The 14403-nt window shown below is 62.2% G+C and carries 14 protein-coding genes; 6 read left to right on the forward strand and 8 right to left on the reverse strand.

What is annotated here, in order from left to right; genetic code table 11:
* Positions 1 to 70 precede the first annotated feature (70 nt).
* The 3 genes from ffh to NWI01_RS14335 all read right to left on the reverse strand — a co-directional run bounded on the left by ffh (position 71) and on the right by NWI01_RS14335 (position 3243).
* On the reverse strand, positions 71 to 1606 hold the full coding sequence (gene ffh / locus NWI01_RS14325) for a signal recognition particle protein (RefSeq protein ID WP_141384610.1): 1536 nt from the start codon (positions 1604 to 1606) through the stop codon (positions 71 to 73).
* A gap of 195 nt (positions 1607 to 1801) precedes the next feature.
* Complete coding sequence (locus NWI01_RS14330; RefSeq protein ID WP_141384612.1) at positions 1802 to 2518, reverse strand: SIMPL domain-containing protein; 717 nt, start codon at positions 2516 to 2518, stop codon at positions 1802 to 1804.
* The gene (locus NWI01_RS14335; protein ID WP_141384614.1) at positions 2515 to 3243 is read right to left on the reverse strand and encodes a GyrI-like domain-containing protein; all 729 of its coding nucleotides are present in this window, start codon (positions 3241 to 3243) and stop codon (positions 2515 to 2517) included. Before NWI01_RS14335 ends, NWI01_RS14330 begins: the two co-directional genes overlap by 4 nt.
* A gap of 277 nt (positions 3244 to 3520) precedes the next feature.
* On the opposite strand from NWI01_RS14335, the gene dapF reads away from it, so the two are divergent.
* From dapF to NWI01_RS14350, 3 genes are all read left to right on the forward strand, one after another.
* On the forward strand, positions 3521 to 4393 hold the full coding sequence (gene dapF, locus NWI01_RS14340) for a diaminopimelate epimerase (RefSeq protein WP_141384616.1): 873 nt from the start codon (positions 3521 to 3523) through the stop codon (positions 4391 to 4393).
* Positions 4393 to 5661, forward strand: coding sequence for a tRNA (N(6)-L-threonylcarbamoyladenosine(37)-C(2))-methylthiotransferase MtaB (gene mtaB, locus NWI01_RS14345; protein WP_141384618.1), 1269 nt, complete (start codon positions 4393 to 4395; stop codon positions 5659 to 5661). Before dapF ends, mtaB begins: the two co-directional genes overlap by 1 nt.
* Positions 5662 to 6048: 387 nt before the next feature.
* Entirely contained in the window at positions 6049 to 7707 is a 1659-nt protein-coding gene (locus tag NWI01_RS14350) for a CHASE domain-containing protein (protein ID WP_141384620.1), read from the forward strand.
* A 196-nt stretch (positions 7708 to 7903) separates the two neighbouring features.
* Here NWI01_RS14350 and NWI01_RS14355 read toward each other — a convergent pair whose 3' ends face one another.
* The gene (locus tag NWI01_RS14355) at positions 7904 to 8446 is read right to left on the reverse strand and encodes a sigma-70 family RNA polymerase sigma factor (RefSeq protein ID WP_011315971.1); all 543 of its coding nucleotides are present in this window, start codon (positions 8444 to 8446) and stop codon (positions 7904 to 7906) included.
* On the reverse strand, positions 8446 to 8664 hold the full coding sequence (locus NWI01_RS14360; protein ID WP_011315970.1) for a NepR family anti-sigma factor: 219 nt from the start codon (positions 8662 to 8664) through the stop codon (positions 8446 to 8448). Before NWI01_RS14360 ends, NWI01_RS14355 begins: the two co-directional genes overlap by 1 nt.
* A gap of 241 nt (positions 8665 to 8905) precedes the next feature.
* Between NWI01_RS14360 and NWI01_RS14365 the strand changes: the two genes are divergently transcribed.
* Together NWI01_RS14365 and NWI01_RS14370 are read left to right on the forward strand one after the other, a co-directional pair.
* Entirely contained in the window at positions 8906 to 9712 is an 807-nt protein-coding gene (locus NWI01_RS14365) for a response regulator (RefSeq protein ID WP_011315969.1), read from the forward strand.
* A gap of 234 nt (positions 9713 to 9946) precedes the next feature.
* Complete coding sequence (locus NWI01_RS14370; protein WP_141384624.1) at positions 9947 to 10333, forward strand: hypothetical protein; 387 nt, start codon at positions 9947 to 9949, stop codon at positions 10331 to 10333.
* Positions 10334 to 10351: 18 nt separating this feature from the next.
* Here the strand turns inward: NWI01_RS14370 and NWI01_RS14375 are convergent, their stop codons facing one another.
* The gene (locus NWI01_RS14375; protein ID WP_141384626.1) at positions 10352 to 10774 is read right to left on the reverse strand and encodes a hypothetical protein; all 423 of its coding nucleotides are present in this window, start codon (positions 10772 to 10774) and stop codon (positions 10352 to 10354) included.
* Between the two features lie 366 nt (positions 10775 to 11140).
* Complete coding sequence (locus tag NWI01_RS14380) at positions 11141 to 11509, reverse strand: DUF883 family protein (protein ID WP_011315965.1); 369 nt, start codon at positions 11507 to 11509, stop codon at positions 11141 to 11143.
* Between the two features lie 348 nt (positions 11510 to 11857).
* On the opposite strand from NWI01_RS14380, the gene NWI01_RS18985 reads away from it, so the two are divergent.
* The gene (locus NWI01_RS18985) at positions 11858 to 12013 is read left to right on the forward strand and encodes a hypothetical protein (protein ID WP_181410496.1); all 156 of its coding nucleotides are present in this window, start codon (positions 11858 to 11860) and stop codon (positions 12011 to 12013) included.
* A gap of 103 nt (positions 12014 to 12116) precedes the next feature.
* Here the strand turns inward: NWI01_RS18985 and NWI01_RS14385 are convergent, their stop codons facing one another.
* Positions 12117 to 14342 carry a malate synthase G gene (locus NWI01_RS14385; RefSeq protein WP_141384628.1) on the reverse strand — a complete coding sequence of 742 codons (2226 nt, stop codon included), beginning with the start codon at positions 14340 to 14342 and terminating at the stop codon, positions 12117 to 12119.
* Positions 14343 to 14403: the final 61 nt, after the last annotated feature.

Here is a 14403-nt window from a genome sequence, read left to right on the forward strand (position 1 = left end):
CCTTCTTGAGGCTGTCTGATGAGTTCGTTGTGTCGTTAAAGCAGCGGCGAAATGTGTGAGGCCGTTCGTTTCATTTCTTCTTCCGGGGAAAACCGAGACCGGGCAGCGTCGGCTTGCCGGTCAGTCCGGTGAGACCGGGCAGATTCGGCAGGCCGCCGCGTAATCCGGCCGGCAACTCCTTCGGCAATTGCGGCAGGCCATCGGCGCCTTTCGGCATTTTGTCCGCGAGCGCCTTCATCTGTTCGGCGCTGGGCATGCCCCCTCCAAATCCCATGGCCTGCGCGATGCCGGCGAGGGGGCCGCGCTTGCCCGCGCCCATCATCTTCATCATGTCGGCCATGCTGCGGTGCATCTTGAGGAGCTTGTTGATCTCCTCAACCTTCTGGCCCGCGCCGGCGGCGATGCGTCGTTTGCGGCTGGCTTTCAGGATGTCGGGATGCTTGCGTTCCTGCCGCGTCATCGAGTCGATCACGGCGACCTGACGCTTGATGATCCTGTCGTCGAGGCCGGCCGCGGCGATCTGGTTCTTCATCTTGGAGACGCCGGGCATCATGCCCATCAGACCGGAGATGCCGCCCATTTTGGACATCTGCAGCAGCTGCTCGCGCAGGTCGTTGAGGTCGAACTGGCCCTTGCGCATCCTTTCGGTGGTGCGCGCGGCTTTTTCGGCGTCGATATTGGCCGAGGCTTTCTCGACCAGCGAGACCACGTCGCCCATGCCGAGGATGCGGCCGGCGATACGGGAGGGGTGGAAATCCTCCAGCGCGTCGGTCTTCTCGCCGGTGCCGATCAGCTTGATCGGCTTGCCGGTGACCTGGCGCATCGACAGCGCGGCGCCGCCGCGGCCGTCGCCGTCGACGCGGGTCAGCACGATGCCGGTGAGGCCGACGCGCTCGTCGAACGATCGCGCGAGATTGACCGCGTCCTGGCCGGTCAGCGAATCCGCGACCAGCAGCACTTCATGCGGGTGGGCGGCGGTTTTGATGTTCGCCGCCTCCGACATCATGTCTTCGTCGAGCGTGGTGCGGCCGGCGGTGTCGAGCAGCACCACGTCGTAGCCGCCGAGCTTGCCGGCCTCCAGCGCGCGCCGCGCGATCTGCTCCGGTTTCTGCCCCACGACGATCGGCAGCGTCTTGATGTCCAGATCGCGCCCGAGCACCGCGAGCTGCTCCATCGCCGCCGGACGATAGATGTCGAGCGAGGCCATCAGGACCTTGCGCTTGTCCCGCTCGGTCAGCCGCCGCGCCAGTTTCGCCGTCGTGGTGGTCTTGCCCGAGCCCTGCAGGCCGACCATCATGATGATGATCGGCGGCACGGCGTTGAGGTCGATGGTCTGGCCGTCGGAGCCGAGCGTGGCGATCAGCTCGTCATGAACGATCTTCACCACCATCTGGCCGGGCGTCACGGATTTGACGACGGTGGCGCCGATCGCCTGTTCGCGGACCTTGTCGGTAAAACCGCGCACCACGTCGAGCGAGACGTCGGCCTCCAGCAGCGCCCGGCGAACCTCGCGCATGGCGGCGTCGACATCGGCTTCCGTCAGCGCGCCGCGCCGCGTCAGCCGATCGAGAATGCCGCCGAGCCGTTCCGACAGATTGTCGAACATGAGCCGTTCCTGTCTTCCGAGGGTCTGTGAGACGTAAACCCAAAACACGTTTGCGCCCGAGGGCGCACAGCGCTGTCGGGCGTTGACCTCCGGCTCCTGCGGCCGGTCGGCGGGTCGAAAAGAAGTCTTTTCGAGAATTCAGGCGGATTTACAGGCAGCGGTCCGCCCGAGTCAAGCCGATCGGCGGGCCACGCTTTATGGAGCGCCCTTGATCTCCCAGGAGATGCCGACCGTCACGCGAAGCGTTTCTTCGCCGGGCGCGATGGCGGCCTCCGCGGCCATCGGCGCCGCGGCACGGCGGTACAATACCGGTACCGCGCTGCCGTGCTCCGAAATGCTGAGCGGCGCGCCGAGCGAGACGCCCGCGGCCTTGGCGTAGATTTCAGCCTTGCGCCGCGCGTCGGCGACTGCCTCGGCGCGGGCGTCGTCGAGCAGCTTGGATGCGTTGGAGACCGCGAAATTGATGCCGCCGATGTCGTTGGCGCCGGCGGCGGTCAACGTATCGATCACGCCGGCGAGTTTGCTGATATCGCGCAGCTTGACGGCGACCCGGTTGGTGGCGCGGTAGCCGGAGAGGACGCTGGGGCCTGAGCGATTTGGATTGGTATATTGCGGCTGCAGCGATAGCCGCGACGTCTGAAAGTCCTTCTCGGCGACGCCGGCGCTTTTCAGCGCGGCCAGCACCTTGCTCATGGCGGCATTGTTGGCTTCGGACGCTTCGCGCGCCGTCTTGGCGTCGGTCGTGACGCCTGCTTCGATCTGGGCAAGGTCCGGCGGCGTGGAGATCGTTGCCTCGCCTGTTACCGAGATCATTGGCGGCGGCCCATCGGCTTGCGCGGCCAGCGGGATCAAGGCGGTGATGGTGGCGACGGCGATGGTGAGCGGGGTCCGGTTCTGCATGACGGTTCTCATTTCAGCGGGACATAGACATCGATGACCAGGTTGTCTTCCTCGGTCTTCAGGGGATCGGTCGTATATTCCTCGATGAAGGTATCCTTGGCTTCAAGCTTCCTGTCGTCGAGGGTGTTCGTGATCGCCTCATAGGTGTTGTCCATGTTGTCATAAGAGCCGCGATGTACAAACTTCAGCGCCTTGCCCTCCGGTGATTTACCCATGCTCATGTTCTTGGGCAGGTCCTTGATCTCCTGATCGACCGGGATTTCGGCCAGAAACGAGAAGCCGTTATCGTCTGTCGAGGTATAGACGATCATCATGTTGCCGGCGGGCTTGACGCCCCGCTTGTCCAGCAGGGCCGCGAGCGACTTGAACGAATCGATCAGCGTTTCGAAGGCGGTGTCCCAGGTGGCGGTGTTTCGCAGTGACAGGACGGTCTTCGGGGTCAGGGTGTGTTCCTCGCCGAAAGGGTCGGCCGTTTGCACGGGTGCGGTCGCCGGCGGCTTGGGGGCTTCCGCGGTCGGGTTTTCCGGTGTCTGCACCTCGGCCGGGGGCGGAGTCGGCGTGGCGGGGGCGGTCGTTCCGGGCGGGGCCGGTGCGGCTGGCGGAGCCTCGGCAGCGGGCGCCGTCGCGCCGGGAGGCGTCGCAGGCGGCGTCTCGGCCAGCAAGGCGGATAGCCCCAGCAGCATGACCCCCGATATGGCGGCTATCCCGAAGGGGAAAAGGAAGCGAAGGCGGTTCATCGAGGAGGGTCTCCCTGGTCGTGCTGACCGATGTCCGCGAGACCCGGTCCTTGGCCGCTGGTGCAGGTGGAGGGATGAAGGTGCTGAATACGCGACTCTGGCGTTCGTCCCATGACAGAACAAGACCGATATGTCATGCCGCATCGTGGCGGGCATGGGGCGCTTGCGGCGGACTTGTGTGAATTGATCACGGGAGTTGTGGCGCTGGTCAACAACCGTGCGTCACCATATAACGCGGCGGAGATGGAGCCGGGGGCTGATACGGAAACTGGAACCGATGAGTGTGCTCGCAAATCACGCTTTCAGCAAGATGAACGGCATCGGCAACGAGATCGTCGTTGTCGATCTTCGCGACAGCCCCGCCGCGGTCACGGCCGGGGAGGCCCGTGCTGTCGCATCGCCCGGCGGCGTCCCCTATGATCAGTTGATGGTTCTGCAGCCCCCGCGTACTCCGGGCACCGAAGCCTTCGTTCGAATCTACAATAACGATGGTTCGGAAGCCAATGCGTGCGGCAACGGCATGCGCTGCGTGGCACGCCAGATCTTCGAGACGACAGACAAGACCGCGCTGACCTTCGAGACGCGCGCGGGGCTTTTGAACTGCTGGCGAGGCTCCGCGCCCGGTCTTTACAGCGTTGACATGGGATCGCCGAAGTTCGGCTGGAAGGATATTCCGCTGGCCGAGGAATTCCGCGATACCCGCTATATCGAACTCCAGGTCGGGCCGATCGACGCCCCGGTGCTGCATTCGCCGTCCGTTGTCAGCATGGGCAATCCCCACGCGATCTTCTGGGTCGACGACATCGATGCCTATGATCTCGCCCGTTTCGGGCCGCTGCTGGAGAACCATCCGGTGTTTCCCGAGCGCGCCAACATCACGCTGGCCCATATCGTCGATCGCGATCACATCACGATGCGAACCTGGGAACGCGGCGCGGGCCTGACCAAGGCTTGCGGCTCGGCGGCCTGCGCGACGGCGGTGGCGGCGGCGCGGCTCAAGCGGGCTGAGCGCATCGTTCATATGACGCTTCCCGGCGGCAGCCTGACCATTGAATGGCGCGAGCGCGATGATCATGTGCTGATGACCGGTCCGGCCGTATTCGAGTATGAGGGCGCCTTCGATCCGGCGCTGTTCGCGTCGGTGGCCTGATGCCGGTCGACGTCGCCACCTTTGGTTGCCGGCTCAACGCCTTCGAATCCGAGGTCATCCGTCGCAATGCGGAAGCGGCCGGCCTTGAGGATGTCGTCATCGTCAACAGCTGCGCCGTGACCAATGAGGCGGTGGCGCAGGCACGGCAATCGATCCGCCGCTTGAAGCGCGAGCGGCCCTCGGCGCGCATCGTCGTCACCGGATGCGCCGCGCAGATCGAGCCGGCGATGTTCGCGCAGATGGCCGAGGTCGATCGCGTGATCGGCAACGATGAGAAGATGCGGGGCGAAGCGTGGCGCGCCGCGCGGGCCGCTTTCGCTGCGCCGGATGTGACGATCGCGGCGGAGAAGAAGATCGCGGTCGCCGACATCATGGCGGTGACCGAGATGGCGCCGCATCTCGTCAATGGCTTTCAGGGCGGCCTGCCGCGCGCCTTCGTACAGGTGCAGAACGGCTGCGATCATCGCTGCACCTTCTGCATCATCCCTTTCGGACGCGGCAACTCGCGCTCGGTGTCGATGGACGCCGTGGTCGATCAGGTTCGCGTGCTCACTGAAGGCGGTTATGCCGAGATCGTGCTGACCGGTGTCGATCTCACAAGTTATGGCGCCGATCTTCCGGGCGGGCCGCGACTGGGCGGGCTGGTCAAGCAGATCCTGCGGCAGGTGCCGGAGATGAGGCGGCTTCGCATCTCCTCGATCGATTCGATCGAGGCGGATCGCGATCTGATGGACGCGATCGCGAACGAGGAGCGGCTGATGCCGCATTTGCATCTGTCGCTGCAATCCGGGGATGACATGATCCTGAAGCGGATGAAGCGGCGGCACGCGCGCCGCGATGCCGTCGATTTTTGCGCGCAGGTGCGGCGGTTGAGGCCGGACATAGCCTTCGGCGCCGACATCATCGCAGGCTTTCCCACCGAGACCGATGACATGTTCGCGCGGTCGCTGGATCTCGTTGCCGAATGTGATCTCACCTTCCTGCATGTCTTTCCCTATTCGCCGCGGCCGGGAACGCCTGCGGCGCGGATGCCGCCGGTCGCGGCTGATGTGATCAGGGATCGGGCCGGGCGGTTACGGGCGGCGGCGGGCGCCGCGCTGCGGCGGCGGCTTGCGGCGGAGGTCGGCGCGACGCGCCGGGTGCTGATCGAAAGCGGCACACAGGGGCGCACCGAGCATTTCGTGCCGGTCGCAATGACGGGAGACACGCCCGGCGCCGTGCGGACGGTGCGGGTGGCGGGGCAGGACGGTACGCGGCTGCTGGCTTGATTTTGCCGCGTCAAGGTACGAGCGGCCGTCCACAGGATCAAGCCCGTGCCTTGCGGTGCAGCCATTTCCTTCAGGTGGACGCAGGAGTCAGGCTCCGTCGTGTCGATCTGACAGAGTTTCTTCGTGCGAACCGGCATCCACGGGTAAGCCGGAAGACATGCATGGTCGCAGACGAATCCTCGCGGCTGAATCTTTCACCCGTGTGCACTGAAAGATCAGTTAGCTGGACTCCGTTAACGATCGTTTCCGGCTTTTGTATCTGGCCGGGGAACCAGGCTGGCGCGGCATGATTGATGTGGTGCATCGTCAGGGCGGGGCGCTGTTGTTCATGGTAAGGCCGGCCAGTGTTGCGAATGGTTTTATTCTCTTGATTTCCGGGTAGGGCGCGTGGTTCGGCTGGGTTTTGTCATTGGCTTTGTCGCCGTCATCGGGATTTTTCTTTCCGGTCTGGCGGCGTGGCGGGCTCATGACCAGGAACTGGCGATCGACAGGATTGCGCTGTCGCGCGCGATCGACGTTCATGCCAGCCTGGTTCAGGAGCGTCTGATCCAGCGAGAGCTTCTGGCGCGGGTCGCCTCGGGGCTGTTTCGTTCACCCTCGGCGATGCAGGCCAACATGCTCCACCCGTTGCGTGCCTCCATCTATGCCTTTGAGACCGATTTCGTCCTTGCCGCCTGGGTCGCGCGCCTTGAGGCCGGTGAATTTCCGCAGGCTCGGGATGCCCTGGCCGCGGCTGGATTTCCAAATCCGCAGATCAGGAGTTTTGACGACGCCTCGCGCGATCTGTCGTCGCTCGACAAACCGATCGATGTGATCATGGATGTCGAACCGCAAAACGCGCAAACCTCCGTTTTCCCCGGCCGCTCGCTCGATCAGCATCCGATCCTGGGGCCGATGTTCGCCCGAGCGATGCAGACCAGGACGTCCGCCGTGTCCGATCCGCTCAACCTGATGGATCGGGAGGGGCCGATCGGGCTGGTCATCGCAACGCCTGTTTTCCAGGAGGGAAACGAGACCGTCGCCGGCTTTATTACCTTTTCCTACAAGTTGGCGTCGCTGATGCTGACCAACGACGAACTGTCGCTGTTTACGGTCGTGCTGAAAGATCCGCGCAACCCCGCTTTGGAACTGGTCGTTGACGATAGCGGCGATGTCGCCTCGCGTCCCGGACAGGCGGCTGATCCCGCTCCGCCGGTGTTTCGGACGGTGACCTTCGGCGGCAGGGACTGGTCGCTGGGCTACTATCCGAAAACCAATGCCGCGCATCGCGCGCAGAAACTGGCCGCGGTGGTGGCCGCGATCGGTCTTGCGCTGACCAGCATTATTTGCGGTCTGTTCGGATATGTCGCTTACAATAATTTGCGGCTGAGCCGGGAAATTCAGGTTCGGATCGGCTTCGAGCGGCGGTTGACCGCCGTCATCGATGAACTCAATCATCGCGTCAAAAATATTCTTGCAGTGATTCAATCGATCGTCACGCGTACGCTGCGGCACGGCTCCGACATCGAAGTCGCCCGCGAATTGCTGATCGGCCGGATCCACGCCATGTCGAACGTTGTTTCGCTGCTCAGCGAGAGTCAGTGGCAGGGTGTCAAACTGAGGGGGCTGTTCGAAGCCCGCGCCATCCCTCACGTCGACCGCATCGCGATCCATGGTGCTGATATCACGGTCAGCGCGCGGGCGGCCCAAAGCCTCTCATTGCTGTTCTTTGAACTGGCGTCGCATTCCGACGAGGGACTTTCGCTGGTCGGCAAGCATCCGCATATTGTGGTGAATTGGGAAGTCGAGGGCGAGGGGGAAGAGGCGCTGTTTCGCTTTCGATGGGAAGAATTCAATACCAGCGCGGCGACCCGACGCGAGGACAGCGATTTCGGCATCATCCTGCTGGACCGTGTTGCGCCGGAAGCGCTGGGCGGTATCTCCAAACGATACTTCACCGAGGTGAGTTACGTCTACGAACTCGCCGCTCCCATGGATACCGTGGTGGACTTGACCGAGAGAGATCGCACGATGCAGATCTCCACGCCGCTCAAGCATGGAGCTTGAGCACACGATACCCCCAACGATGCCCCACTTCAAAAGGCCCGCCGGCGCAAGGCCGAACGAGTTTTTGGACAAGCCCGCGCTCAATCAAAGAACAAACAGAGCTTCGCTCTACCGCAATTGAATCTCGCGCACCTGACGGCTTTCCGCTTCTGACGGAATCAGAAGCGGCTTTCTGCGCGGCTCCTCGATTGTCGAGCTAGCGGTTGCCGATCACGGCCCTGACAGTATCGTCCGGACCAAAATCCTCCGTGCCCTCGACATATAGCAGGGCGCTCAGCTTGGAGCGTGCGCGGTTGACCCGGCTCTTGATGGTGCCGACCGCGCATCCGCAGATCTTCGCCGCGTCCTCGTAGGAGAACCCTGAAGCACCCACGAGGATCAGGGCCTCCCGTTGGTCCTGCGGGAGTTTGTCGAGCGCCGCCCGGAATTCCTCGAATTCCAGATGGGCATTCTGACTCGGCTGCGATTTCAGCGTTTTCGCATAGTTGCCGTCTGAATCCTCGACCTCCCGCCGCCGCTTGCGGTAGTCGGAGCGGAACAGGTTGCGAAGGATCGTGAACAGCCATGCCGGAAGGTTCGAGCCTGGCTGAAACGAATCGATGTTGGCAAGCGCGCGCAGCAGGGTTTCCTGCACGAGATCGTCGGCTCGGTCGCCATTTCCGCTCAGGGAGATCGCAAAAGCGCGCAGGTTCGGCACCGATGCCAGAATTTCGTCGCGAAGTGAATCTGTGAGAGGCATTAGTCCCTCCCGTCATTTTTGACGTCGAGATCGCCCCTTGGGGTTACTTGTGGTGTCCCGGGTTCGGATGCATCGAGCTTTCGAATTAATTCAGCGAACCGGTCCGGGATACCTTGCCTCACGACGTCGTCATACATGGCGCGGAGCTGGTGCCCGATCCGGGATTGAATCTCGGCGTTGAGGCCGCCTTTGGCGAGGGGTGGTTTTGAATCTTTCATGACAGTCGCGCCCGAGTTGCAAAACATTGAAAATACTGAAAATTCCTGTGCTTCGCGCCGCTATCACGGAATTTGTATGAAGCCTAATTCAATGCCGAAGTGAAAGTTCCGGGGCTCGGGAACTTTTCTCGTGCTCGGGAGTAAACTGGCGAATGGCGGGCCTGGATTTTGCCGTTTGGCGTGTTGCGCAGACGGTGAATGCTCCCCCAGCGATAAGCTACCTCAAAAAGGATGGATGGGAATGTTTCGATCACAGGTCGTTGCCGAGCATTTGCCGCTTTTGCGCCGTTATGCCCGCGCCCTGACGGGAAGCCAGGCTTCCGGTGACGCTTATGTGGGCGCCATGCTGGAGGCGCTGCTACAGGATCCGACGCTGCTCGATGAACAGCATGGCGCGCGCGCGGGTCTGTTTCGGCTGTTTACCCGAATCTGGAATTCGGTCTCGGTGAACGGAGGTGCGGACGAGGTGCCGACCCTGGCGCCCACCGAGCGCCGGCTGACGAACATCACGCCGCTTCCGCGACAAGCCTTCCTGCTGCTGTCGCTAGAAGGATTCTCGGAGGATGAGGCCGCATTCGTTCTTGAGGTCGATATCGCTGAAGTGCGCAGGCTGAGCGGTATCGCAGGCCGCGAAATGGCGGCGGAAATTGCAACGGACGTGCTCATCATCGAGGATGAGACGTTCATCGCGATGGATCTGGAAAGCCTTGTGAAGAATCTTGGACATCGTGTGATCGGTGTTGCCCGCACCCACGCCGACGCGATCGCTCTCGCCAAGACCAAGGAGCCCGGCCTTATTCTGGCGGATATTCAGCTCGCTGACGGAAGTTCCGGATTGGACGCGGTCAACGAGCTTTTGCGCGTGGTCGAGGTGCCCGTTGTGTTCATCACGGCCTATCCCGAGCGCTTCCTGACGGGCGAGCGGCCCGAGCCGGCGTTTCTTATCTCGAAGCCGTTCCAACCCGCCATGGTTTCCGCGGTTGCAAGTCAGGCGCTGTTCTTCCAGCGGAATTCGCGCAATCGTGAGCCTCGCGCCGCCGCGTCGTGACACTCACCGCGAGCCGAGCGGAGTCTGATCAGCGATATTTCCGCGGCTGGCCGGTCAGGGACGTTTGGCCGTCGTGGCGGCGCGTGTGCTGACCAGCATTCCGCTCGTGTGGTTTTCAGGATTGCGGTGAACGATATTCCCCGCTCGGCGTTGATGCAGGGCGGCGGGGATCCGCGAGCGTCATGCGTGGCTTTCGGAATCGTTGCAGCTTGAGGAATAGAGGCGACTGGAACGATGTTGCAGGTATCCGCGGGATTTCTTGCCGGGCTGGCGGTGACCCTGTCATTGGGCGCGGTACATCTGGAATCGGGTGATCAGCATGCGGCCGTTTATGACGCAGCGGCCGCCTCTGTGCATCGAGCCGTCAAGTCGGACCTCGGCATTATCCACGCCCCAAACGCCAGCGGCAGAACTGTTTCCGTTCGCCTGCAAAGCCTGCCAAGCATGTCGATCGTATTCCGGCTTCCGGACCCGGGTCAGGAAGCGCGCGATCGCGGCGCAAAGCGAGGCTTGCAGCGCTCTCCCGCCGCGCGGGTCAAGCGAACGATCGCATGCGAACCGGTAGTGAGCACGCTGACGGATGTTGCGAAGAGGCTCCAGCCCGGTCGCTGTGTGACGTGAGAATCGCCCTCGGAAAATTCAATCTTCCTTGCGGCTTCGGCCTCCCGCGAACAATCCCAGCGCCAGGCCGCCGATCGCCACGATCGGAATCAGCTTCTTGACGCCGACGGCGCGGACGAGCTGAAGTCCCGCCGCCACCACCATCGGATCGGCGAGAAAGTTTTGCGTGGCGGCTTTGGCATGCTGGGCCGCGCGTTTCTTCGCGGCCTTACGCCGGATCAACAAAGTGACGACTGTGATTAAGGTGATCAGGAAGAAGATCGCCGCTCCGCTCAGACACGCTTCGATCAGGCCGTAGTTTTGGAGTACGAAAACGAACGCGGCCGCGCAGAGGAACACGATCGTCACAAAAGCTGCGAAAGCCGCGACCAGCGCCAGACTCGTCAGCTGCACCGCGCTGCCCGCGCTTTCCTTGAAGTCATCGATTACTCGCTGAAACATTTACCGCCTCACCCGAAGCGCCTCACCGAAGCGAAGTCATTTGTTTGAACACATGTTGAAAAATAAAGGATTGCGAGAGCGGAGATCGGCCGGATGCGGCAGCAAGCTGCCACGCTCCACTCCTATCTCCGGAATATAAGAAATATCCAGCATAATCCGGACCCGAAGGGCCGCGCCAGCGCAATGGAAACCGGTTTTTGGGAAAGATCATGCTCAACAAAAAGATAAGCGACGAGTCTGGTTCAACGCAGTTGAAACAGCCTCCAGAGTACCCCTCGCTTCTGATTGAATCAGGAACGAGCGGTAAATCGTCGTTCTGAGGCGTTTTGCTCACGCGAAGGGGCCGCTCGAAAACGCCATGGAATGTCACCGGCGCCAGGTGACGCCGATCAGAAATCCGAGACCCATCGCAAGTGCGACCGTGGCGAGCGGGCGCTGCTGGATCGTGTCCTCCAGGGTTTCCTCGATGGTCGTTACGGCGCTTTGAGCTGCGTCAAGCGCTGCATTGCCGCGTTCGGAGACATCGGACAGAACGGAATCGACATTCGCCTTCGCCTGCCTGTATCCGCGACGGGCTTGCTTCCTGGCCGTGCCGGTCAACCCACTCAGCGCGTCCGAGACCTGATCGGCAAGGGCGGAAATCTCGTTCTTCACGGCCGACAGGTCTTTCTCGAGCCGGTCGTAGGTCGCCTTGTCGGTCAGGTTTTTGATCGCATTTTCGCCGTCGCTCGCCATCCAACGCTCCTGAAAACTTGAGAAATACGCTAGCCAACGTGCTGTCGTGCTTAAAGTTCCGCACCGACATGCCTGCCGCCAAGGCGTTGAGAGATAAGACGTTGCGGGAGGAAATGCTACGGTCGGACAGCTTCGGGCGTAGGCCCGGCGGCCAACGTATCGTTTGCGATGGCTCTCCAAGAAGCAGGGCCCCGGCTGCAAAACCGAGACACGCTTTTCCCCATCCCGCACGATCGATCGCACAGCGCTTTGTTTAGGAACTTTCAAACTTTGTCAGCGATTGGCTCGCGCGCCAAATGCCGTAAGGGCGCTTTCTCTAATTCCCGCTGTCAATGGGAGGAAGTCGAAATGCTCATCAGCGTCCTGATTACGTTTTTCATCGTTGTTCTGGTTCTGTATTTTATCAGCGTCGCGCCGCTCGACATCCGCGGCAAGCAGATCGCTCGCGTCGCCGCCATCGTGATCGGCGTCGCTTCGGCGTTGAGATTTGTGCCGATGTTCTGAACGGATAGCCTGCGGCGCTGGTGCTCGCGCCTGCGCCGTGGCGTTGCCGGTCACGGATCAAACCGTCAGTTCCGATCGAGTTGAATCGGATCATGCTTAAAAACTATTGTCTGGTCGCATCTTCTTGCGGTGAACCGGTATCCACTTCGCCGGAAAATACTCTGGCTGTCTGGGCCTCGAGCTTGGCCTCGCGCCGCCGTTCGGTCAGGATGTATTCGGTATAGCCGTTTGGCTGCTCGCGGCCCCTGAACACCAGATCACAGGCCGCCTTGAAAGCCACGCTGTCAAAACCCGGCGCCATCGGCGTGTAGAGCGGATCGCCCGCGTTCTGTCCGTCCACGATGACAGCCATGCGCTTGAGCGAATCCATCACCTGATCGCGGGTAACGACGCCATGATGCAGCCAGTTCGCCAGATGCTGGCTGGAAATCCGCAGCGTGGCGCGATCCTCCATCATGCCGACATCGTGGATATCAGGCACCTTCGAGCAGCCGACGCCCTGATCGATCCAGCGCACGACGTAGCCGAGAATACCCTGACAGTTGTTGTCGATTTCCTGTTTCACGTCTTCAGGCGGCCAGTTCGAATGAGACACCGGGATCGTGAGAAGATCGGACAGCGTGGCGCGCCGCCCGCCGGCCTTCAGTTCCTGCTGGCGCTTCCGCACGTCGATCTGGTGGTAGTGCAAGGCGTGCAGCGTCGCCGCGGTCGGCGACGGCACCCATGCGGTGGAGGCGCCCGCTTCCGGGTGGCTGATTTTCTGCGCCAGCATGTCCGCCATCCGGTCGGGCGCGGCCCACATGCCTTTGCCGATCTGGGCGCGGCCGGGCAGGCCGTCGATCAGGCCGATGTCGACATTCCAGTCCTCATAGGCCTTGATCCATGGCTGCGTTTTCATCTCGCCTTTGCGGATCATCGGGCCCGCTTCCATCGAGGTGTGAATCTCGTCGCCGGTGCGGTCGAGGAAGCCTGTATTGATGAAGCAGACGCGTTTCGATGCGGTCTGGATGCAGGCCTTGAGGTTGACCGTGGTGCGTCGTTCCTCGTCCATGATGCCGATCTTGAGCGTGTTCTCCCGCAGTCCGAGCATCGCCTCGACACGGGCGAATAATTCGCAGGTCAGCGCGACCTCGTCGGGGCCGTGCATCTTCGGCTTGACCAGATAGAGCGCACCGTTGCGGCTGTTTCGCCTTTTCGAAACCCCGTTGATGTCGTGAATCGCGAGAAGGCCCGATACGGCCGCGTCGAGCAGGCCCTCGGGAATCTCGGCGCCGCGCTGGTCGAGCACCGCGTCGGTGGTCATGTGGTGACCGACGTTGCGGATCAAGAGCAGGCTGCGTCCGTGCAGCGTAAGTCGCTCCCCGTCCGGCGCGGTGTAGACGCGGTCCGGGTTGAGGGCGCGGATGACGGTTTTCCCGCCTTTCTCGAAAGTGTCGGTGAGGGTGCCGTTCATCAGGCCGAGCGTGTTGCGATACACCAGAACCTTGTCGTCGGCATCGACGGCGGCGACGCTGTCCTCCATGTCGAGAATCGTGCTGATGGCCGCTTCGATGATCACGTCGGCGACGCCGGCGGGATCATCCCTGCCGATGGGGTGGGCGCGGTCGATCTGGATGTCGATGTGCAGACCGTGATTGACGAGCAGGATCGCGGATGGAGCGTTCGCATCACCCTGATAGCCCGCGAACTGCGTTTCCGTCTTCAGACCGGTGGTGTCGCCGTTCTGGAGTGTGACCGACAACTGTCCGTCGAACACGCTGTAGCCTGCGACGTCAGCATGAGCGCCGTTCGCAAGCGGAGCTGCCGTATCGAGGAAGGCCTTTGCTCTCGCAATCACCTTGTCGCCGCGCGCCCTGTCATAGCCTTTCGCCTCATTGGCTTCGTGCGCAATGGCATCGGTGCCGTAGAGCGCATCGTAGAGGCTGCCCCAGCGCGCGTTGGCGGCGTTCAACGCGTAGCGCGCGTTGGTCAGCGGCACGACCAGTTGCGGGCCGCAGATTTTGCCGATCTCGTCATCGACATTGGCGGTCTCGATCGGCCGCGTTTCCGGCTCCGGTTCCAGATAGCCGATCTCGGTCAGGAAGGTCGCGTAGGCGCTGATGTCGAACGACGTGCCTTTATGAGTGCGATGCCAGTCGTCGATCTTGGCCTGCAACCTATTGCGCACTGCGAGCAATTCGCGGTTTCTCGGTCCGAGATCGCGCACGATCGCTGCAAGTCCGGCCCAGAACGTATCGGGTTTGATGCCGGTCCGGAGCGTGGCTTCCCCGTTGATAAAATCGAACAGGACGGGCGCGATCTTCAGTCCGTGGGCGTCGATTCGGATCATGTCGGCGGCTTCTCGCGGGAAGCGCGACCATGCGCTGTTTCAAGATCGAGCGACCTAGAGC

The sequence above is a fragment of the Nitrobacter winogradskyi genome, assembly GCF_006539545.1.
Lineage (GTDB): Bacteria > Pseudomonadota > Alphaproteobacteria > Rhizobiales > Xanthobacteraceae > Nitrobacter > Nitrobacter winogradskyi_A.